The 19553-nt window shown below is 45.2% G+C and carries 25 protein-coding genes; 22 read left to right on the top strand and 3 right to left on the bottom strand.

Annotated elements, in window-relative coordinates:
• Positions 1 to 5: 5 nt before the first annotated feature.
• From LKO26_RS10215 to LKO26_RS10205, 3 genes are read left to right on the top strand one after another with little or no spacing between them, the layout of a single operon-like run.
• Positions 6 to 440 (top strand): ABC transporter permease, encoded by a 435-nt coding sequence (locus LKO26_RS10215; protein WP_227587757.1) that lies wholly within the window; start codon positions 6 to 8, stop codon positions 438 to 440.
• 18 nt (positions 441 to 458) lie between these two features.
• Positions 459 to 863, top strand: a complete 405-nt coding sequence (locus tag LKO26_RS10210) for a hypothetical protein (RefSeq protein WP_227587756.1) — start codon at positions 459 to 461, stop codon at positions 861 to 863.
• Complete coding sequence (locus LKO26_RS10205; protein ID WP_227587755.1) at positions 864 to 1874, top strand: BtrH N-terminal domain-containing protein; 1011 nt, start codon at positions 864 to 866, stop codon at positions 1872 to 1874.
• Between the two features lie 16 nt (positions 1875 to 1890).
• Here LKO26_RS10205 and LKO26_RS10200 read toward each other — a convergent pair whose 3' ends face one another.
• The gene (locus LKO26_RS10200) at positions 1891 to 2106 is read right to left on the bottom strand and encodes a helix-turn-helix domain-containing protein (protein WP_227587754.1); all 216 of its coding nucleotides are present in this window, start codon (positions 2104 to 2106) and stop codon (positions 1891 to 1893) included.
• A 186-nt stretch (positions 2107 to 2292) separates the two neighbouring features.
• Between LKO26_RS10200 and LKO26_RS10195 the strand changes: the two genes are divergently transcribed.
• The 19 genes from LKO26_RS10195 (at position 2293) to LKO26_RS10105 (ending at position 16310) form a co-directional block, all read left to right on the top strand.
• Positions 2293 to 2769: a hypothetical protein gene (locus LKO26_RS10195; protein WP_227587753.1), complete on the top strand. Its 477-nt coding sequence runs from the start codon at positions 2293 to 2295 to the stop codon at positions 2767 to 2769.
• Entirely contained in the window at positions 2766 to 3479 is a 714-nt protein-coding gene (locus LKO26_RS10190; RefSeq protein WP_227587752.1) for a hypothetical protein, read from the top strand. Before LKO26_RS10195 ends, LKO26_RS10190 begins: the two co-directional genes overlap by 4 nt.
• A gap of 2 nt (positions 3480 to 3481) precedes the next feature.
• Positions 3482 to 4063: a DUF6705 family protein gene (locus LKO26_RS10185; protein ID WP_227587751.1), complete on the top strand. Its 582-nt coding sequence runs from the start codon at positions 3482 to 3484 to the stop codon at positions 4061 to 4063.
• Positions 4064 to 4107: 44 nt separating this feature from the next.
• The gene (locus LKO26_RS10180; RefSeq protein ID WP_317206382.1) at positions 4108 to 4407 is read left to right on the top strand and encodes a DUF4872 domain-containing protein; all 300 of its coding nucleotides are present in this window, start codon (positions 4108 to 4110) and stop codon (positions 4405 to 4407) included.
• A 177-nt stretch (positions 4408 to 4584) separates the two neighbouring features.
• Positions 4585 to 5340 carry an ABC transporter ATP-binding protein gene (locus tag LKO26_RS10175; protein WP_227587750.1) on the top strand — a complete coding sequence of 252 codons (756 nt, stop codon included), beginning with the start codon at positions 4585 to 4587 and terminating at the stop codon, positions 5338 to 5340.
• On the top strand, positions 5330 to 6598 hold the full coding sequence (locus LKO26_RS10170; protein WP_227587749.1) for an ABC transporter permease: 1269 nt from the start codon (positions 5330 to 5332) through the stop codon (positions 6596 to 6598). Before LKO26_RS10175 ends, LKO26_RS10170 begins: the two co-directional genes overlap by 11 nt.
• Positions 6573 to 7013 carry an acyl-CoA thioesterase gene (locus LKO26_RS10165; RefSeq protein WP_227587748.1) on the top strand — a complete coding sequence of 147 codons (441 nt, stop codon included), beginning with the start codon at positions 6573 to 6575 and terminating at the stop codon, positions 7011 to 7013. Before LKO26_RS10170 ends, LKO26_RS10165 begins: the two co-directional genes overlap by 26 nt.
• The gene (locus LKO26_RS10160; protein ID WP_227587747.1) at positions 7013 to 8152 is read left to right on the top strand and encodes a beta-ketoacyl synthase N-terminal-like domain-containing protein; all 1140 of its coding nucleotides are present in this window, start codon (positions 7013 to 7015) and stop codon (positions 8150 to 8152) included. The genes LKO26_RS10165 and LKO26_RS10160 overlap by 1 nt, the downstream gene beginning before the upstream one ends.
• Positions 8149 to 8688: a 3-oxoacyl-ACP synthase gene (locus LKO26_RS10155; protein ID WP_227587746.1), complete on the top strand. Its 540-nt coding sequence runs from the start codon at positions 8149 to 8151 to the stop codon at positions 8686 to 8688. The genes LKO26_RS10160 and LKO26_RS10155 overlap by 4 nt, the downstream gene beginning before the upstream one ends.
• Before the next feature lie 7 nt (positions 8689 to 8695).
• The gene (locus LKO26_RS10150; protein ID WP_227587745.1) at positions 8696 to 8947 is read left to right on the top strand and encodes a phosphopantetheine-binding protein; all 252 of its coding nucleotides are present in this window, start codon (positions 8696 to 8698) and stop codon (positions 8945 to 8947) included.
• A gap of 9 nt (positions 8948 to 8956) precedes the next feature.
• Entirely contained in the window at positions 8957 to 10156 is a 1200-nt protein-coding gene (locus tag LKO26_RS10145) for a beta-ketoacyl-[acyl-carrier-protein] synthase family protein (protein WP_227587744.1), read from the top strand.
• Positions 10153 to 11214, top strand: a complete 1062-nt coding sequence (locus LKO26_RS10140; protein ID WP_227587743.1) for a beta-ketoacyl synthase N-terminal-like domain-containing protein — start codon at positions 10153 to 10155, stop codon at positions 11212 to 11214. The genes LKO26_RS10145 and LKO26_RS10140 overlap by 4 nt, the downstream gene beginning before the upstream one ends.
• A gap of 345 nt (positions 11215 to 11559) precedes the next feature.
• Positions 11560 to 12309 (top strand): polysaccharide deacetylase family protein, encoded by a 750-nt coding sequence (locus LKO26_RS10135; protein ID WP_227587742.1) that lies wholly within the window; start codon positions 11560 to 11562, stop codon positions 12307 to 12309.
• Positions 12310 to 12312: 3 nt separating this feature from the next.
• Positions 12313 to 12933, top strand: a complete 621-nt coding sequence (locus tag LKO26_RS10130; protein WP_227587741.1) for an outer membrane lipoprotein carrier protein LolA — start codon at positions 12313 to 12315, stop codon at positions 12931 to 12933.
• Positions 12899 to 13531 (top strand): hypothetical protein, encoded by a 633-nt coding sequence (locus LKO26_RS10125; protein ID WP_227587740.1) that lies wholly within the window; start codon positions 12899 to 12901, stop codon positions 13529 to 13531. The genes LKO26_RS10130 and LKO26_RS10125 overlap by 35 nt, the downstream gene beginning before the upstream one ends.
• Before the next feature lie 10 nt (positions 13532 to 13541).
• Positions 13542 to 13907 (top strand): 3-hydroxyacyl-ACP dehydratase, encoded by a 366-nt coding sequence (locus LKO26_RS10120; protein ID WP_227587739.1) that lies wholly within the window; start codon positions 13542 to 13544, stop codon positions 13905 to 13907.
• A gap of 1 nt (position 13908) precedes the next feature.
• Positions 13909 to 14385, top strand: coding sequence for a hypothetical protein (locus LKO26_RS10115; protein ID WP_227587738.1), 477 nt, complete (start codon positions 13909 to 13911; stop codon positions 14383 to 14385).
• 7 nt (positions 14386 to 14392) lie between these two features.
• Positions 14393 to 15574: a DUF2062 domain-containing protein gene (locus LKO26_RS10110; protein WP_227587737.1), complete on the top strand. Its 1182-nt coding sequence runs from the start codon at positions 14393 to 14395 to the stop codon at positions 15572 to 15574.
• 139 nt (positions 15575 to 15713) lie between these two features.
• Entirely contained in the window at positions 15714 to 16310 is a 597-nt protein-coding gene (locus tag LKO26_RS10105) for a hypothetical protein (RefSeq protein ID WP_227587736.1), read from the top strand.
• Between the two features lie 3 nt (positions 16311 to 16313).
• Here LKO26_RS10105 and LKO26_RS10100 read toward each other — a convergent pair whose 3' ends face one another.
• A complete protein-coding gene (locus LKO26_RS10100) occupies positions 16314 to 17993 on the bottom strand; it encodes a C45 family autoproteolytic acyltransferase/hydolase (protein ID WP_227587735.1) in 1680 nt (559 codons plus the stop codon).
• A complete protein-coding gene (locus LKO26_RS10095) occupies positions 17993 to 19510 on the bottom strand; it encodes a phytoene desaturase family protein (protein ID WP_227587734.1) in 1518 nt (505 codons plus the stop codon). Before LKO26_RS10095 ends, LKO26_RS10100 begins: the two co-directional genes overlap by 1 nt.
• Positions 19511 to 19553: the final 43 nt, after the last annotated feature.

Genomic DNA, 19553 nt, shown 5'->3' with positions numbered 1-19553 from the left:
GGAGCATGCCAACCATCAACATACAAAACTACCTGCCGCACCGCGAGCCCATGCTCATGGCAGATGCAATTGTAGAGATTGGCCGGGAGCATGCCGTAACCTCATTTTTCATTAAGGATGACAATATTTTTGTGGAAAATGGCCTGTTTTCAGAAGCGGGGATGATTGAACATATTGCGCAGACGTGTTCGGCGATTATTGGGCAGGATTTCGGCGAGGACATCCGGCAGAGTGACGATCCGGGAGCCAGGGTCATCGGTTTCATTACCCAGATTAAGAAATTGACCATTAAGCACAAGCCAGCGGCGGGTACGGAAATCACCTCCAGAGCGACGCTGTTATCGCAGTTTGGCGAAATCTGCAGCATCTTCTGCGAGACGTTTGCGGGGAATACCCTGCTGGCCACAGCAGAAATCAGTCTGTTCATCAAAGCAGTTTAAAAAATTGAATTCAGAACCATGAAAAAAGAAGAAGTTCCGCAGGAAAAAAGCGTACTGGAATCCGCCAATATGACGGATCTGTACTATGTGACCGATGACGAGGGAAATTTCACCACGGCACAAAGCACCGGCTGGGATGCCAAAGCCAAAGCACTGGACGAAAGTATGGAACTGATCCGCGAGCGCATGGAAGCCGCCCGCAAAGCAGTGGCAGAAGGTACGGCAAGTCCCATTGTGTACTTTATGGAACTCAATAAAATGGACTTCGGAATACTGGCCAGCTATACGGGAATCTGGACTTTCTTCGTAAAACAGCATGCCAGGGCAGCTAAATTTAAAAAATTAAAAAACAAAACCCTTCAGAAATACGCCGATGCCTTCGGGATTTCTAAAGAAGAACTCATCAATTTTGACGGTAAATAAATGAACGAAGAACTCAAACTGGACTTCACCCACCACCAGGCGGCACACTGCGAAAACGGTGTAGCCTCTAACCTCCTGAAAGATAAAGGACTGAACCTGAGCGAACCCATGATTTTCGGGATCGGGTCCGGCTTATACTTCGTCTATCTGCCTTTCCTTAAAGTGAATTTTGCCCCGGGATTCAGCTACCGGCCTATGCCCGGACACATCTTCAGCAAAGCAGCACGGCGACTGGGCATCAAAATAAAAAGACAAAAATTCCGTAATCCTGCGGAGGCGCAAAAAGCACTGGAGCAGAATCTTAAAAACAACATTCCCACCGGTTTACAGGTGGGCGTTTTTCACCTCACCTATTTTCCGGAGGAGTACAAATTCCATTTCAACGCTCACAATCTGGTGGTGTACGGTAAGCAGGACGGTGAGTTTCTGATCAGTGATCCGGTAATGAATGAGACCACCCGCCTTACCGAAGCTGAACTGGAACGCGTACGGTATGCCAAAGGGGTGATGGCACCCAAAGGTCACATGTACTACCCTACGCAGATTCCGGGAAATCCGGATCTGAAAGGTGCCATCATCAAAGGCATTAAAGACACCTGCAACAAAATGCTGGCGCCTGTACCGCTAATTGGTGTGAAAGCCATCCGGTGGGTAGCGCGCAGCATCCCGAAATGGGCCGATAAAAAAGGAGCGAAAACCACCAACCATTATCTGGGTCAGCTGATCCGCATGCAAGAGGAGATAGGAACCGGTGGCGGTGGTTTCCGGTATATTTACGGGGCATTTCTGCACGAAGCTTCAGAGATTCTGAACCGGCCGGAACTGAAGGAACTTTCGGCAGAGATTACATCTATTGGGGATGAATGGCGGGATTTTGCAGTAGCTATTGCCCGGGTCTATAAAAACCGCAACAGCCAGTCTGATGTGTACAATCACCTCTCCCGTAGTTTGTTACAAATTGCCGACCGTGAGGAAGCCTTCTTCAAAAAACTAAAACAAGCGGTGAAATAAGGAAAAAACAGTTTCGTTAAACCGTAACGAACAATTCTGCTATATGAACATTTAAAGCTTTTGAAATCTTTACCAAATTGAGGATAGAAGTATTTATAACTCCCCTCTCAATTCTTGTTATTTGTGATATTTCTACGTTAATTTCAAATGCCAAATCTTTTTGTGTGATTTCTTTGCAAACGTAATTCACGAATTCTTTTACCTCTAGTTTTAGTGGCCGACCTATTTTCATTGTACAAAATTTGAAAAGTTTACAGCAGGCATATTTGCTCGTTTTGAGTTTTTATTTATCCTTGTCTGATAAAATTTCTAAAACATTAGTCATAATGGTAAAAAAATGCACTGTAAAAAAGGGTGTTTTTCCCCTTTTATAATCAAAAACATTCTATAATTTTTGCAATTCGGTTACCAGTTTTGATTGTCCGGAAAATCAAAACTGCTATCGGAAAAATATTGTAGAACATTTAAACAACAACAAAGTGAAGAAAAAAATTGGGTCATTGCTCTGGCAATGATAGTGCTTGCTGTGCTGCCAGGTAGTTGCAGGCAAGATCTATTTAACAAAGATGCTGAACCGCAGCTCTATCACGGCGATGAGGTAGTGCTGGCGGAAGCGAAAATTATCCTTCTCCTAAGCCAGTATATCCTGGAAATCCGGGGAGCCCTATTTCCGCACCCGGCTGGCCTGGGAATAATACTGGCTCTAACACAGGTGGCGGAGATACCGGATGTTGGGAAATTATCACAGCCGGCAGTATTGATCAATTCGCTGAAGATCCGGAAAAAACAGTTGGATATTACAATAATTGCACAAACGATTATATTTATCTTGTTGAGCACGAGGATGAAACTGCACAAAAAGTATCGGCACATTGTAATGATGGTTCTGGTGTGATTATTATACCCGGAAAACCTAAAGACATATGTACTCAAACTAAGAACACTTTAGAAAATTCAAATGTTGAGGAAGGCATTGAGGATTTAATAGAGTTCTTAGATACGCCGGAGGCGGAAAAAAATGAAACAGGTTTTACAGAAGATTTCAATGGTAATATTTCTATGACAACCGTTGGTGAATATTCTACTACGTCAGGACCAGCAATGGGACATTATGGTGTCTACCATGTTCATCCTAATGGACTTGGAAGCATAAACATTTTTTCACCAAAAGACATAGCTAGTTTAATTGACTATGCACTTGTCCAGACACCTTCCAGCCATATAAGCAATGGCTATGTAGGACTAATAGCAAAAGAACCTTGTGCCAATTGTCCCGGTGGTATAAAGTATATTCATTATGTAATCCGATTTACCGGAACCCCAGCACAAATGCAAAATTTGCAACTTCCGTTTTCCGAAAATAAATTAAGAAAATGGAGCACTAATCAAACTATGTTTGAACGAACTTTAAGAGACGCTTATAAAAATGTACCGGACAATGGTTTCATTAATCAAGAAGGTAGAGAAAAAGTATTTTTCAAAACTTTGCAGGATATGGGTCTTGAAAGTTTAATAACTTTGCAAAGAATTGAAAACAATAGCACAATCATAAATATTACACAAGATGCTGATGGCAGCATTAATTTACCCATAATATGTAATTAAATATGAAAACAATAAAAAAATATCAAATACTTTTAGTAGTGCTATTAATAAATATCTCTATTAAAGCTCAACAAATACATCCCCTGAACTCGAATCCCTACACATTGCCCACTCATTCGTACATGAAGGATCTTAACCAAGATCTGGACACCTTAGTAGGTACCTGGAAGGCTGCATTTGACGGAAAATCATACACTTTTTACATATCAAAAAGTATCAATAAATTAAATAATACTCTTGATATTTATCAGGATATGCTTTCCATTCGTTATACGATAAAAACGGAAAACGAAGTTTTAATTTTACAAGATACCCAAAATTTAAATTTTAATACAACGTACGACAAACATGCGATTTACAGTTACAAAACAGAAGATAATGGTAATTCTGTTCTCTTTACCTATTCAGGAACAAATTGCGGTGTTGGATGGGGTGGTATTGAAATCACAAAATTGAACAATAATCAATTCTTATGGAAGTATTCACCCAATTCAAGTTTACTCAATGATTCCAATTGTCCTTCCGGGCAGGATTTAAAAGTTTATTTACCCGTCAGTCAGGACTTAGTGTTTACAAAGCAATAACCTTATCCAATAACTCCAAAATCCTCTTCATCTGAAGGGGATTTTTGCAATACATCAGCGAAAATCCGGATCTGAAAGGTGCCATAGTGAAAGGCATTAAAGACACCTGCAACAAAATGCTGGCGCCTGTACCGCTAATTGGTGTGAAAGCCATCCGGTGGGTAGCGCGCAGCATCCCGAAATGGGCCGATAAAAAAGGAGCGAAAACCACGAACCATTATCTGGGTCAGCTGATCCGCATGCAAACTCAAAATACTGATACAGTAAAATACTTTTTTTATAATCTAATTTTTTTAATGTTTCGATTTAATAAAGATAATATAAATTTTCTTATAAATGAATAGATTTTTAATAAAAATTTTCGAAAATACAAGTGGATATAACAATCTTTCAAGAATTAATACAGTATTGCGTGCATTCACTCATAGTTTATAATCGATTAGCAAAAATTACTTTCTGCAACTATTACTTTTCTCCGCTTCACAATTATTCAGTATTTTGCAGGCTGAAAAAATCAGACTTTGGCTACACCCATTATTGAAATTCACCAGCTCTACAAGAAATATAAGAATGCGGCAGATTTCTCTGTCCAGAATGTTTCCTTGCAGATCGCCCAGGGTGAAATTTACGGCATCCTGGGACCCAACGGTGCCGGGAAAACCACCCTCATCTCCATGCTTTGCGGGCTTATAAAGCCTACCGCCGGCCACTACACCCTCTGCGGCTTATCGCCCAAAGACCGGCTGAATGACATGAAGAAAATCACCGGCATTGTGCCACAGGAATACGCACTCTACCCCACGCTGACCGCCAGGGAAAACCTGATGTTCTTCGGGTCACTCTACGGTCTGAAACATGAGACCCTAAAACACACCATAAACGAAATGCTGGACCGTGTAGGCCTCAGCGCTTTTGCAGACAAACAAATAGAGCATTTCTCCGGAGGCATGAAGCGTCGGTGCAATCTGGTGGCCGGCATTATGCACCAGCCCAGGATTCTTTTTCTGGACGAACCTACCGTAGGGGTAGATGTGCAGTCCCGCAGCATGATTATAGAATATCTGCAGGAACTGAACCAGCAGGGCATGAGCATTGTGTACACCTCTCATCATCTGCAGGAGGCCGAGGAATTTTGCACGAAAATCGCCATCATAGACCACGGAAAAATATACGCGGAAGGCAGTCCGGCGGCACTGATTGCCTCCACACCGGAAGCCCGCAATCTGGAAGACGTTTTCATTACACTCACCGGAAAAGACCTACGAGATGCTATATAAACTAAGACGCGCACTCTGGAAAGAAATCCTGCTACTGAAACGGGATCTGGGCGGCATTGTCATTATTTTCTTCATGCCGCTGGTTCTCATTGTCACCATCACCCTCATTCAGGATGGCACCTTCAAAAACTTAGAAGGATCCAAAATTCCGCTCATTCTGGTAGATCACGACCGTTCTGATGTTTCGGAAATCATCCGCAAAGGGCTGATGCACAATGATACCTTTGAGCTGATAAGCGGAAAATTCACAGAAGAGACTGCAAGAGATGCCGTTTTTGGTGGCGAGTATCAGATGGCCATCGTCATCCCCGAAAACCTGACCCGGAACATGAACCTCAGTATTGATTCCAAAGTTCAGAGCATCATCAGTTCTATGGGCGTAGGCGAAACCGATTCGGCAGCAGCTACCAAACCATTGCCCGAAAACCGTGAAATCCATCTGTATTTTGACCCGGTAACCAGTGCCGGTTTCAAAAGTGGCGTGCGGAGTTCGGTGAATGAAATGCTGGCTACCATAGAAAATCAGAAGATTTATGCAGCTTTTCAGGAAGAACTGGGCACAGAAGAGGATTTGTCCCTGAATCAGAAATTCATCAGTTTTAAAGAAATCACGCCTGCCAGTCATGAGGATGCCCTGCCCAACTCGGTACAGCACAATGTTCCTGCCTGGGCGCTGTTTGCTATTTTCTTCATCGTGGTCCCGCTTTCCATCAATCTGGTGAAAGAAAAAAATCAGGGAACCATGGTGCGGATCCTTACCAGCCATACGCCGTATGTAGTTCATGTACTGGGCAAAACCTTTACCTACCTCATCATCTGCATGATTCAATTTCTGCTGATGCTGGCCGTGGGTGTCTTTCTGTTTCCGCTCATCGGACTGCCCACATTTGAAATCGGCGGGAATATGCCGCAGCTGCTTTTCGTCACCTTCTTTGCCGGACTGGCAGCCATAGGATTCGGAATTTTGCTGGGCACCCTTACCGATACTCAGGAACAATCTGCCCCCATGGGTGCCACCTCTGTGGTAATACTCGCCGCTATCGGCGGGATCTGGGTTCCGGTGTTCATGATGCCTGCCTTCATGCAGACCATTTCCCAATTTTCTCCTATGAACTGGGGACTCAATGCCTATTATGACATCATTCTGCGCAACTCCGGCTTCCGCGACATCCTGCCGAAAACGGCGCTGCTTTTTGCCTTTTACTGCATCACTGTTTTTATTGCCTTACTCTATGAAAGAAAGAAAAACTCCATCTGACATTTTGCTGAAAAACAGCCATACCACCCGGGTCCGGTTCAATGAATGCGACCCGCTGGGCATTGTATGGCACGGACATTATATCGTTTACTTTGAAGACGGACGCGAGGCATTCGGGCGAGAGCACGGACTTACCTATCTGGATGTGCAGCGCAACGGATTTGCCACCCCCATTGTGAAAACCACCACCGAGCATTTTCTCCCCCTGAAATATGGCGAAATTGTACGCATAGAAACCACTTTCATGAACAGCAACAGCGCCAAAATGATCTTCTGTTACGAATTGTTTAATGAAACCAATCAACGGGTGTGCGCCGGCGAGACGACTCAGGTTTTCATCGATCAGAACGGAGATCTGCAATTGTATAATCCGCCGTTTTTTGCGGATTGGAAATCTAAAATGAAACTAAACTGATGTCTGCCATAAAAACCTATATCACCGAAGGCCGGTGTGTGACGCCACTGGGATTTGACACCGATACCAACTGGCAGCAGCTTCTGGCAGGCCATTCCGAAATAAAAAACCACACCCTCATTGAGGGCCAGCCGTCATTTTTGGCCTCACGCATGGATGATGATGCGCTGAATGAGAAATTCCGGGACAATTTTGACCATCCTTCCTTTACCCGACTGGAAAAAATGCTGATGCTGAGCCTGAAACCATTGATCGAGAAACATACCGTTTCACCGGATTCGGTGCTGATTCTCTCTACCACCAAAGGAAATATAAGCCACCTGAAAAATTGCGCATTTCCGCCGGAAGCATCTTACCTCCCGGTACTGGCACAGCGCATCGCAGATTTTTTTGCCTTCAGCACCAGACCGGTGATCATCTCCAATGCATGCGTCTCCGGAGTGATGGCGGTATCTCTTGCCAAAAACCTGTTGGAAAGCGGCATGTACCGTGATGCCTTTGTCATTGCCGGAGATGAAGTTTCTGAATTTGTACTTTCCGGCTTCAACTCCTTCCAGGCTCTGAGTCCTGAACCCTGCAAACCATATGATGCGTCGCGGAACGGCATTTCCATCGGTGAGGCCACAGCGGCAGTGTATGTAACCACCACGGTTCCCGAAAATGAAATCTTTTTCGAAATATGCGGTGAAAGCGCAGTGAATGACGCCAATCATATTTCCGGACCATCGCGCACGGGCGAAGGACTGTACCTCAGCATCACCAATGCGCTTCGGGAAGCCGGCATACCTGCAGCGGCCATAGACTATCTATCGGCACACGGCACGGCTACTGTGTACAATGATGAAATGGAAAGCATTGCCTTTACCAGAGCCGGATTGCAGCAAGTACCGGTAAACAGCTTGAAAGGCTTCTACGGTCATACGCTGGGAGCGGCAGGTCTGCTGGAACTCGTACTGGCCATGGAAAGCGCAAAACGAAATACCTTGATCGCCTCCAAAAATTACCGGGAATCCGGAGTTTCTCATCCTTTGAATATCCTCACGGAACATCTGGAGAAGGAAACAAATTATATCCTGAAAACCGCCTCGGGATTCGGGGGGTGCAATGCCGCAGTAATCCTCAAAAAACACAAGCCATGACTGTACAGAAAACCTGTCTTATCGAAAATTCAAAAATCGAACTGAATGGTAACACCCTGTTTACGGCCGCCGGAACTTCATTTCATGATTTTGCCAAAGCCGCCTATAAACATCTGAAAACCGATTATCCGAAATTCCATAAAATGGATGCGCTGAGCAAACTTGCCTTTCTGGCCGCCGAAGTTCTGCTGCGTGACGAGAAGCACAAAAACACGGCACTGGTGCTGGCCAACCGTTCAGCAAGTCTGGATACCGATTTGAAATATCAGCAGAGCATCAACTCACCGGATGATTATTTCCCCAGTCCCGCCGTATTTGTGTACACATTGCCCAATATCTGCATTGGTGAAATCAGCATCCGACACGGTTTACAGACCGAAAATGCTTTTTTTGTGCTGGATGAATATGATGAGACATTTTTAAAAAAATACAGTGAAAACCTTCTGAAAAGCGGAAAAGCCACGCAGGTACTCTGCGGATGGGCAGAAATGTTTCAGGAAAATTATAAAGGTTTTGTATATTTGTTGACCTTATAGAAAAACAATGGAAAATTTAAGAGAAGAACTCAAACACAAAATTATAGAAGTACTGAATCTGGAAGATGTATCTCCGGAAGATATTGCCAATGACGCACCCCTCTTCGGCGGCGGTCTGGGTCTGGACAGCATAGATGCGCTGGAACTCATCGTATTGCTGGACAAACAGTACGGCATTAAACTTTCTGATCCAAAAAAAGGAAAAGAAATCTTTGAATCCATAGAAACCATGGCTCAGTTCATAGAAGCCAACAGATAAATCACCTTCATGAGTCAGAAAATTGCCATTACCGGTATGGGCATTATATCGTGTATCGGGAACAATGCCGAAGAAAACTATCAGTCTTTAATCCACTCCCGGCACGGCATTTCTGATATCGAAATCCTGGAAACCCGGCACCGCGGAGCCGTAAAACTGGGCGAAATAAAACTCACCAATGACCAACTGACAGAAAAAGCGGGTGTAGCAACCGGTCATAACTATCCCAGAACAACATTATTGGGCATTATTGCTGCAAAACAAGCCGTGCAAAGCGCGGGCATTACCGGCATCAACGATCTTCGCACCGGACTCATTTCCTCTACGAGTGTAGGCGGTATGGATGTGACTGAAAAATATTTCTACTCCTACGAAGACCATCCGGACAAGCAAAAATATATTGCCGCACATGATGCAGGACATTCTTCCCATGCCATTGCCAATGAACTGGGGCTTAGGGGTATGGTTTCTACCATTTCCACAGCCTGCTCTTCTGCTGCCAATGCCATCATGATGGGTGCAAAACTCATTAAGGCCGGAATTCTGGATCGTGTGATTGTGGGTGGTACTGATGCACTTTCCAAATTTACCCTGAACGGCTTCAGCACTCTGATGATTGTCACAGACCGTTACAATACCCCTTTTGATGATGACCGGAAAGGTCTGAACCTGGGCGAAGCAGCGGCCTTCCTGGTGCTGGAAAGCGATGCCGCAGTTCAAAAAAGTAGAAAAAAAGTATTGGGATACCTTACCGGTTATGCCAATGCCAATGATGCACACCACCAGACCGCTTCCTCAGAAGAAGGTACGGGTGCATTTCTGGCCATGGAACAGGCACTGAAAATCTCCGGATTGGCAAAGGAAGATATTGACTACATCAATGTCCACGGCACGGCCACCCCGAATAATGATTTGTCTGAAGGGCGCGCCATGATCAGAATTTTCGGCGAAGAAAATGTGCCGGATTTCAGTTCTACAAAAGCATTCACCGGCCATACCCTGGCGGCGGCGGCAGCCATAGAAGCCGTATATTCACTGCTGGCTTTAGAGCACGGCGTGATCTTCCCGAACCTTAACTTCAGGACCAAAATGAAGGAATTCAACCTGATACCGGTTACGGAGCTTCAGCATAAGGAAATTCGCCATATACTTTCTAACTCCTTTGGATTCGGGGGCAACTGTTCCACTTTAATCTTTTCAAAATCATGAAGCCGGTTTACATCAACAGTGCAAAATGCATCTCTGCACAGGACACCTTAGAGGATTTTGACTTTAAACAACTTCAGCCTCATACCACCACCCTTTTCCTGAATGCCATAGCGCCCAATTACAAAGAATACATTCCGCCGGCACTAATCAGAAGGATGTCTAAAACCGTAAAAATGAGCTCTGTAGCCGCTCAGAAAGCCTTAACGGAAGCAGGCGTGGAAAAGCCCGATGCCATTATTGTAGGCACCGGAATGGGTTGTGAGGAAGATTCGGAAAAATTTCTGAAAAATGTCATTGAAAACAATGAGGAATTCCTGACCCCCACGCATTTTATACAATCTACCCACAATACCGTGGCCGGACAAATTGCGCTGGTGCAGTCCTGCCATGCGTACAATTTCACCTATGTCAATACCGGCTCTTCCCTGGAAATGAGTCTGCTGGATGCCAGCCTGCAGTTGCAGAACGGCGAGTCGAACGCTGTGCTGGTGGGCGGTACCGATGAAAAAGCAGCGCGCACCATGGAATTGTATCAGCTGAACGGTACCATTAAAAAAGAAGCGTACCTGCCGGCAGATTATCTGAATGCCGAAACACCTGGTGTGATCTGGGGAGAAGGTTCTGCATTTTTTGTGCTGGACACCCGGCGCGCCGAAAATACCCGGGCAGAACTGGCAGACACCTGTTTTACAAACCGGCAGACTCCGGAAGAAGTTCCGGAATTCATCCGTAGTTTTTTAGCTAAAAACCAATTACAACCTTCAGACATAGACGTAATATTGACGGGGTTCAGCGGTGATGCAGCAAGCGATACCTATTACAAAGAAGCACTTCCTGCATTTGGCGGCTCGGCACAGTTATACTTCAAACATCTGTGCGGGGAATACAATACTGCTTCAGGATTTGCACTGTTCATGGCTTGTGCAATCCTGAAAGAACAGCAGATTCCGGAGGTGATGCGCATGAACAGCAACACCCCCGCCGAAATCCGCAATGTATTGATTTACAATCACCTTTTGGGAGAAGACCACAGTTTGATTTTGCTGAAGAGATGCTAAAAAAATCAATCACGTATAGTGTTCCCAATCATCTTCTCCATAATCAAATCATTTTCAGAGGTCATGTAGAAACACTTAATGCATTACATTTCAAGCACCTACCCCGGTAAACTTCACTTCTCAAACCTTTAGGCAAGCTTTTAATTATAGGTTTATGGCTTGTGCAATCCTGAAATAAAACAGCAGATTCCGGAGGTGATGCGCATGAACAGCAACACCCCCTCCGAAATCCGCAATATATTGATTTACAATCACCTTTTGGGAGAAGACCACAATTTGATTTTGCTGAAAAGGTGAAACATGCAGTAATTTTTATTTAAATTTGCACGTTTATAACCAAATTCGTTGAAACACCGCTTTGCCATACTGATTTGCCTCATTGCAGTGGCACTTATTTACTTTCTGACCAGAAACTTGTGGTTTTCCGGAGCGGTAGTTATTATCTTTTTAGCACTCACCACTCTGGGTGTGGCCCGCATGGACCTGAACTGGTTCCTGAAAAATTATACGAAACCGCCGGGACAGGAAGAACGCCTTGTAGCCCTTACTTTTGATGACGGTCCCACGCCACTTACCCCGAAGTTTCTGGAATTACTCAATCAATATGGCCAGAAAGCCACTTTTTTTTGCATCGGAAAGCAGATTGAGCAATACCCGGAAGTTTTTAAAAGGACGATTAATGCCGGACATGAAATCGGCAACCATACCTTTTCGCACCAAACAAAAACAGGATTTCTCTCTACCCGGGCCATGGTTTCCGAAATTGAAAAGGCAGATGTAATCATGGAAAAGCATGCCGGGATTAAAACCGATCTCTACCGGCCGCCATTTGGCATTACCAATCCTCATATTGCCCGTGCCATACAACGTACCGGTAAAAAAAGCATGGGGTGGACCATCCGCTCCCTGGATACCACCGGGGACAGCGAAACCCGGATTCTGAACCGCATTATCCCGGCTGTAAAACCGGGCAGTGTGATTCTGTTGCATGATACCTCAGAGAAAACATACCGGGTACTGAAAGAATTATTAGTATTTTTGGAGCAGGAAAATTACCGCAGCGTGACGCTGTCCCAACTATTTGATTTTAAATAAAAAATGAGAGTTTATTTATTGATATTCACTGTTTTATTCAGCAGTTTTCTTCACTCACAAACCGCCATGACCAAGGCAGAGATTCGAGATTTTGTCTATAAAGTTACCTACGACGGCAAACAGTTCAAAACCCTTCAGAACGATTTCGTACAAACCAAAAAAATGGATTTTCTAAATAAGGATATTGTGACTTCCGGGAAAATGGCCTTTCAGGCACCGGATCTGCTCAGCTGGAGTTACACCCATCCTTATCAATACAGCATTAAATTTAAAAACAACAAAATATACATCAACGATCAGGGCAAAAAATCAACTGCCGATGCCCGCAGTAAAATGTTTGAAAAGATTAACAAGCTGATGATGGGCAGTGCCAGCGGCACACTCTTTACCGACCGGGAGTTCAGCATTGCCTATCTGAAAACCGGCAGCCATAACATTGCCCGGTTCACACCAAAATCTGCCCAACTGCTGAAATACATCAGACAGGTTGAAATACAGTTCCCTATAGGCAAAACCACGGCATCCCGTGTGACCATGCTGGAAGCCTCCGGCGATACCACTACCATAGATTTTAAAAACACCAAAGTCAATGCGCCTGTTCCTGCATCTGTTTTTGCTCATTAACCTCCTCACGCTGAGCGCCTGCACGACAAACCGACCGGCAGGCACAAACGTAATCCCTGACCATCTGACGACGGCCGAAAACCTGTATTTTTCCGACCTCAAAACCGATTATCTGTACAAAATGCGGATGGAGATTTACGGCCACAATCTCAGCGGGCTACTCATCATCAAAAAAATAAGTCCGGAAAAACACCGTGTTGTTCTCACCACGGATTTTGGCAATAAAATGCTGGATTTTGAAATCTCCCAATCGGAATTTCAAATGCACTATGCTGCTCCGGCAATGGACCGCAAAGTGGTTCGCAAAATCCTGGAACAAGACTTCCGGCTGCTGCTCACCCCGAAATTTTACATACAGACCTCGGTGGATGATACGGAACAAAGCATCTATACCGCTGCTCAGAACGGGCGAACCGTAAATTTGTACTACAATAGTGAGGGTTTACTGACAAACCTGCAGCAATTGCGCCGTGGAAAAGAGCAATTAGTTTTCAGTTTTGAAGGAAAATCTCCTATCTTCGCCGATGCGGTACAGCTGATTCACAAAGATATTTCCCTGCAAATAGAGCTGACTCATATTACCGGAGACTCACAGTAAAACCAAGCCAATGAGCCTATTAAAAGACTTTTATACCGTAAAATCCTGTACAGGCAACGGGCTGTACACCGCCGAAATCACCCTGAATCCGGAGCATGAAATATTCCGAGGGCATTTTCCCGGAAATCCGGTTGCGCCGGGCGTGTGCATGATTCAGATGATTAAAGAACTTACAGAAAACATCCTGAAACGCCCGTTGTTTCTGAGCTCAGCCTCCAATGTGAAATTTATGGCCATCATTAATCCGGAAGAAACCCCGGACCTGTCTTTGGAACTGGATCTGAAGGAAGAAGAGGATGGTGTACGGGTAAAAAATGTAACCCGTTTTGGCGAGACTATTGCTTTAAAGATGTCAGTTCAATTTAAAAATAACTGATATGAAAACAATCTTGTTGCTCCTCAGCAGTTTTTTATGGATGATTGCCGCAACCGATCTGGAAACCGTGCGCGAACAATATCCTGCCGCACACTCCTCCAGCCTGAACGCAGACCGTTTTGCGAAGCTGGTAGCCGGTGGCAAAGGCAACACCATGGAAGGATACAAGGCTGCCGCACGCATCATTCAAGCTAAATATGCAAAGGGTGAGGGGCGTACGAAGCTCATTAAAGAAGGTGCCGCCGCGCTGGAGCAAATCATCAAAAAAGATCCGGACAATGCCGAGTTACGACTCATCCGCCTCAGCATACAGGAAAGCCTGCCGAAAATCATCAATTACCGTTCTTCCATAGAAAAGGACAAAGCATATCTTTTGCGCAGCTACGCTGCACAAAACAGCGCCCTGAAATCTTATATCCGCAAGTTTGCCGCCAACTCCAAAAGCTTTACTGCAGCCGACCGCGAGCGCCTGAAATAGTGACACCATGACCCCAGACGAGACCAGAATTACACTGAAACATCACCGGATCTGTATTCTGATTCCCACGTACAACAACTGTAAAACCCTGGAACGGGTGCTGAACGGCGTACTGGCTTATACCGATGATATTCTGGTCATTAATGATGGCTCTACCGATGATACACATGAAATTCTGAGCCGTTATCCGGCCTTGCACACGATCCATCTTCTGCAGAATAAAGGTAAGGGCAATGCACTCCGTGTCGGCTTCCGGGAGGCGCGGAAACTCGGATTTCATCATGCCATTACCCTGGATTCTGACGGACAGCATTATCCGGACGATATACCGGTGTTTGTAGAGGCACTGCAAGAAGAAAAGGGAGATGTGCTGCTGGTTGGCGACCGGAATATGGCTGCTGGCGGCATTCCCAAAAAAAGCAGTTTTGGTAACCGTATTTCCAGTTTCTGGCTCTGGTTTGAAACCGGCATCCGCCTTCAGGACACCCAGTCGGGCTATCGTCTTTACCCTTTGCACAAAATTCCGCAGAAATTTTATACGCCCAAATTTGAATTTGAAATCGAAATCATGGTGCGCACCGCATGGAAAGGCGTTCCCCTGAAAAACATTCCTGTACGGGTGCTGTACGATCCGGCCGAAAGGGTTTCGCACTTCCGGCCTGTAAAAGATTTTGCGAGGATCAGCGTACTGAATATTGTGTTGGTTTTCATCACCATATTTTACATAGCCCCGCGAAATTTCATCCGCAATTTCCGCAAAAAAAGCTTTCGTCAGTTTGTAAAGGAAGATGTACTGGAGAGCAGCGGAAGCAACCGCAGCAAGGCACTATCCATTGCCCTGGGCACCTTCATAGGCCTCACGCCTTTGTTTGGACTACACACCCTGCTTACCATTTCACTTGCCGTATTACTGAAACTTAATAAGTTACTGGCGTTTGCGTTTTCCAACCTCAGTATTCCGCCGTTTATTCCGTTTATCATCTTTATTTCACTCAGCATTGGCGGCTTTATCACCGGTCATTCTGTTTCACTTACGGATACCGAGCTGAACTGGGATCTGGTGAAACAGCATTTTCTGCAGTATGCCATCGGCAGTTTCGTTCTGGCCACCACCACTTCTATTGTGTTGGGAACGGGTTTTTATCTGTTTCTCGAACAGGTGAATCCCGAACGAAAAAAACAGAACTGACTCAGGTACAACCTGCTATTGCGGCAATTAGAAACCAATCAGCCGAAGTCCTCATACCCCCTGATTTCATGTGCACTACTCCGTCGGATACTGCAATTCTGCAGGAAATTTTGTAATTTTGGCTCCGAAAAATACACTCATGAGAATTAAAATTTTAATGCTGGCTGCAATGATTATGGCCTCTACCAATCTTACTGCACAAGACCACATCATCCTTAAAAACGGAACCGAAATTAATGCAAAAGTAATGACCATCTTCCATCATGAGATTGAATACGTGTCTGAAAACACACCCGAAGGTCCCCGGGTTAAAATCGCCAAAGGTGATGTGTATAAAATCCGCTATCAGAACGGAACCGAGGAAATCTACGGCAAATACAGCAATGTGGAGGAAGCTAAAGAAGAGGCACAGCGACTGATTAACACTTATGCCATTTCCAAAAGCAGCAAAACGGTTCGCATATCTGCGGTGTTTAACGGACATATTCTGGAACTCTCCCCGGTTTCAAAGAGAGGAAACCCTGCCGGAATAGCAGAATACTGGGATTTGGAAAAGATTATTAAATTCCACAAAGTATCCAAACGGGATGATGATATTGCCTACCTGAATGTGGTCTGCACCAGGCTGAAAAACAACAAGCCCGCCATTGATAAAATGGTCATTAAAATGACCAGTCATAAAACGGCTGACCAACTGAACAAGGTACTGCAGGATATCGGGCAGATGCTGAACTAAGGCTTAATTCCCTGAGGCTTTACGGCGTGCTTTCCGGAGGTATTTCTGAACCCGCTGTTCCTCGGGCACTGTGGTAATGACCTTAGTCAGCGCAGTTTCCAGCTGCGAGATTGCTTTGGCATATGCACCACGGTGATAATAGTAGATGCCGGCCTTATAATATACCGACCACAAATCCGGGTTGAGCTGCTGCCATGCCTGCCATCTTTCATCACTCACCGGCTTACCTTCCTGAATCATGCCTGCAATGCGCCGGTCTTCAGCGCGGTATTCTTCATAATTGAGAAATGCCTGAGAAGAAGCGAAAGAATCCCGTGCAATATTCAGATCCTCTGCGGCAAGCAGGCCGTTTACAGGGTCTTCCGAAAAAATCTCGTTGAGGTCATACGCCACCATTTCGCCCAGTTGGTAAGGACTGGAAGAAACCCAAACCAGGCGCTCATCAGGTGAAAAAATAACCGCATGATGTGCCAGTAACTGGTTCAATGCTTTTTCATTACCATAACCCAGCGACTCATCCTGAAGTCCCTGGCGGTTCCGCAAAACAGCCGCCATAGATTCGGGGTTGAGTTTTGGTTCTGCCGCCAGCAGTTCCTGCATGCGGTCCCAGCGGTACTGCGAATGACTCTCTGCCTGATGCCGGGCATTTCTGCGGTCGGTCTGGTACGACTCTGACTGAAAATGGTTGGAGCAGATCAGCCTGCCGGTGTTGGCCACTTCATGTACACCGAAATTTTTAGGTGAAACTTCAATTAATACAGCTTTACCATCCTGTGCACTCCCTACCATGATACTTTCGGAGACGAAAACCTGACGATGGCGGGCGATGGCGATGGCTTCGTCTATGGTAGAGGCAAACTGTAAAATCTCTTTGGTCACCAGTGACACCGGTGTTTTGGCAGACCAGGGGATCCGGGATTTTCCGGCATTGATGGTCACGGTAAGGCCGTTTTTGTTCATTCCGGAGACCACGCCGGTCATTCCGGGCCAGCCGACGGACAAATAAGGAATTCCACGCTCAGGTTTTACAAAAACCACCATTTTTTCGGCTGCAAAATCATCGCCTGCATAAAAGTCAAAATTTCTGCCGATGAGCAATTTTCCGTTTTCAGATTGCTTGTTCCACACGGCCAGAGAGGAGCACCCCACCAGCATCAAATCCTGCATGGCATGACCTATATCATGGGCACCATGCAAATAAAGATTGCGAAGAAATTTGGGAGCAATATCATCATACCGGTCTGAGGAATAGCGGGACAATCCATAGATTTCTGCCTGAAAATCATTTCGGATAAAATCCGGCATCTTTCTGTTATAAAATTTCAGTACCGTGCGCAGCAGGCGCTGTTTACGGGGTGAGGGCACCAGTTCCTCTACTTTGGAAAAGAAAATACGCTCCTGATTCTGCAGCAGTTTCTGACTCAGTGCGCCGTTATTATACCCAAGTTGCAGTGCATTTCCGCTGAGGTACATTTCCCAGAGTGACTGTTTGTTTTTGGTGAGAAAATTATCTCCGTACACGAAGGTACTGTCGTTTTTCTTCTTTACCTGCGGAACTTCCACGGTATATGAGGTGAGATCCGGCAAGTACGAGTCCAGTTTTGCAGTACCGCAGGATATGCACAAGAACAGCACCATGAAGATGGCCGTACAAAACCTCATTACTTTCTGAGTATCCTTCATTACAAAACTGTTTTCAGCCGTTCATCAATCACTTCTTTACCCAGAATTTCGGAGCAGGTGACAAAAGCCCCGATGGTGACGCCCAAAATGCCGTGCATATTCACGCTTTGCCCGGTGAGAAACAGATTGCTGATTTTTGTTTTAGGCGAAATAATACTTTTCAGCGGGTTGCCGGCATCTTTTACATAGCCGTACATATTGCCCCGGTAACTGCCAATATAATCCCGGTACGACAAGGGCGAGGAGGTATGGATTTCTGCCACTGAATTTCTGAGTCCTGGATACTTTTGCTCCAGAAAATCCAGGAATTTCTCGGCTTTTTTTCTTTTAAATTCAGCATAGCCAGCACCTCTGTCTTCGGGGTCTGCCACCGTATTCTGTGTATCTGCCCACTCCCGTACTTCGTCAAAATTCATATAGGCAATGGCGGTAAAACTTTCGGCAAAGCCCGGATTTTTGCGGTCTGGAGAGCAGGAAAGCATATAAGATTCCGGCCAGGATTCAGCATCATAAGTGGTGGTTTTCCAGAGGGCTTCTGTATCGCGGTAATGGTAATAATTGTGGTTAAAATAAGGCACTTCACCCCGTTTCAACGCCAGATAAATGCTGAAGCACGAAGAGGTAGGCTCCAGATCTTCTACCCGGTGAATAAAGGATTTTTTGAATTTTCCCTCGCCGGCAAGTTTCAAAGTTTCCCGGATTTCAATATTAGAAATGAAATTTTTACCGTAATATTTGTGCTTATTTTTAGTTCTCACGGCATTCAGAATACCATTTTCATCATAGCAAAATGCAGTAACCTCTGCATGTTTATGAATTTCGGCACCGTATTTCCGCAACTCCCGGATGATGAGCTTCGAAATCTGACTTCCGCCGTTCAGACACTTATAGGCACTCTGAATATAGGAATTTATGGTAAGCGCGTGCACGTAGAGCGGTGTGCGCTGTGCCACCCCGGCATACAAAAAGCTTGATCCCGAAAGCACTGCCTGCAATTTTTCATTTTGGGTAATGGATTTTATAAAATCCACCGCATTGACGTAGAGCAGGTCGTCATCGTATTTATTTTCGCCCACCAGATTGTAGCGCGGAAACTGGTTGCAGACATGCTGTATTTCTCCAGCATACCGCTGCAGATTCTGCCGTTCATCAGGGAAAATACGCGCCAGTTGCTCTACAAAATTATCATATCCCTGGGCGTGCGGATATTCGGTTTCATCATTATCAAATGTAATCCTGTCGAACCCGTCTTCTGACAATTTTTTCAGTTTCAGCTGATCCATAATGCCGAGGTACGAAAAGTACTGATACAAATTCTGACCTTCAGAAAGTCCGCCGAGGTAATGAACCCCGGTATCAAAAATCAATTTGCGGCGCGAGAAGGTCTGAAGATTGCCACCGAACTGGTTGTTTTTCTCCAGCACACAGACGCTGAGGCCTTCTTTGGCCAATACCAGAGCAGATACCAGACCGCCGAGCCCGCTGCCGATGATGACGATGTCGAATTCTTTTGTCAAAACAATCTGAAACGTTTTAAAATCTGCTGATTAAATAAAAAAC

The sequence above is a fragment of the Chryseobacterium sp. MFBS3-17 genome, assembly GCF_020687745.1.
Lineage (GTDB): Bacteria > Bacteroidota > Bacteroidia > Flavobacteriales > Weeksellaceae > Marnyiella.
The sequence above is the reverse complement of the archived record's forward strand: the minus strand, read 5'-3'. Positions and strand labels throughout refer to the sequence as shown.

Bases quoted from the DNA above. Each gene is read 5' to 3' on its own strand.
- LKO26_RS10165 (WP_227587748.1), top strand. From the start codon at position 6,573: ATGAAAGAAAGAAAAACTCCATCTGACATTTTGCTGAAAAACAGCCAT.
- LKO26_RS10125 (WP_227587740.1), top strand. From the start codon at position 12,899: ATGCGCCTGTTCCTGCATCTGTTTTTGCTCATTAACCTCCTCACGCTG.
- LKO26_RS10200 (WP_227587754.1), bottom strand. From the start codon at position 2,106: ATGAAAATAGGTCGGCCACTAAAACTAGAGGTAAAAGAATTCGTGAAT.
- LKO26_RS10160 (WP_227587747.1), top strand. From the start codon at position 7,013: ATGTCTGCCATAAAAACCTATATCACCGAAGGCCGGTGTGTGACGCCA.
- LKO26_RS10140 (WP_227587743.1), top strand. From the start codon at position 10,153: ATGAAGCCGGTTTACATCAACAGTGCAAAATGCATCTCTGCACAGGAC.
- LKO26_RS10145 (WP_227587744.1), top strand. From the start codon at position 8,957: ATGAGTCAGAAAATTGCCATTACCGGTATGGGCATTATATCGTGTATC.
- LKO26_RS10120 (WP_227587739.1), top strand. From the start codon at position 13,542: ATGAGCCTATTAAAAGACTTTTATACCGTAAAATCCTGTACAGGCAAC.
- LKO26_RS10210 (WP_227587756.1), top strand. From the start codon at position 459: ATGAAAAAAGAAGAAGTTCCGCAGGAAAAAAGCGTACTGGAATCCGCC.
- LKO26_RS10100 (WP_227587735.1), bottom strand. From the start codon at position 17,993: ATGAAGGATACTCAGAAAGTAATGAGGTTTTGTACGGCCATCTTCATG.
- LKO26_RS10115 (WP_227587738.1), top strand. From the start codon at position 13,909: ATGAAAACAATCTTGTTGCTCCTCAGCAGTTTTTTATGGATGATTGCC.
- LKO26_RS10105 (WP_227587736.1), top strand. From the start codon at position 15,714: ATGAGAATTAAAATTTTAATGCTGGCTGCAATGATTATGGCCTCTACC.
- LKO26_RS10185 (WP_227587751.1), top strand. From the start codon at position 3,482: ATGAAAACAATAAAAAAATATCAAATACTTTTAGTAGTGCTATTAATA.
- LKO26_RS10155 (WP_227587746.1), top strand. From the start codon at position 8,149: ATGACTGTACAGAAAACCTGTCTTATCGAAAATTCAAAAATCGAACTG.
- LKO26_RS10170 (WP_227587749.1), top strand. From the start codon at position 5,330: ATGCTATATAAACTAAGACGCGCACTCTGGAAAGAAATCCTGCTACTG.
- LKO26_RS10110 (WP_227587737.1), top strand. From the start codon at position 14,393: ATGACCCCAGACGAGACCAGAATTACACTGAAACATCACCGGATCTGT.
- LKO26_RS10130 (WP_227587741.1), top strand. From the start codon at position 12,313: ATGAGAGTTTATTTATTGATATTCACTGTTTTATTCAGCAGTTTTCTT.
- LKO26_RS10150 (WP_227587745.1), top strand. From the start codon at position 8,696: ATGGAAAATTTAAGAGAAGAACTCAAACACAAAATTATAGAAGTACTG.
- LKO26_RS10205 (WP_227587755.1), top strand. From the start codon at position 864: ATGAACGAAGAACTCAAACTGGACTTCACCCACCACCAGGCGGCACAC.
- LKO26_RS10215 (WP_227587757.1), top strand. From the start codon at position 6: ATGCCAACCATCAACATACAAAACTACCTGCCGCACCGCGAGCCCATG.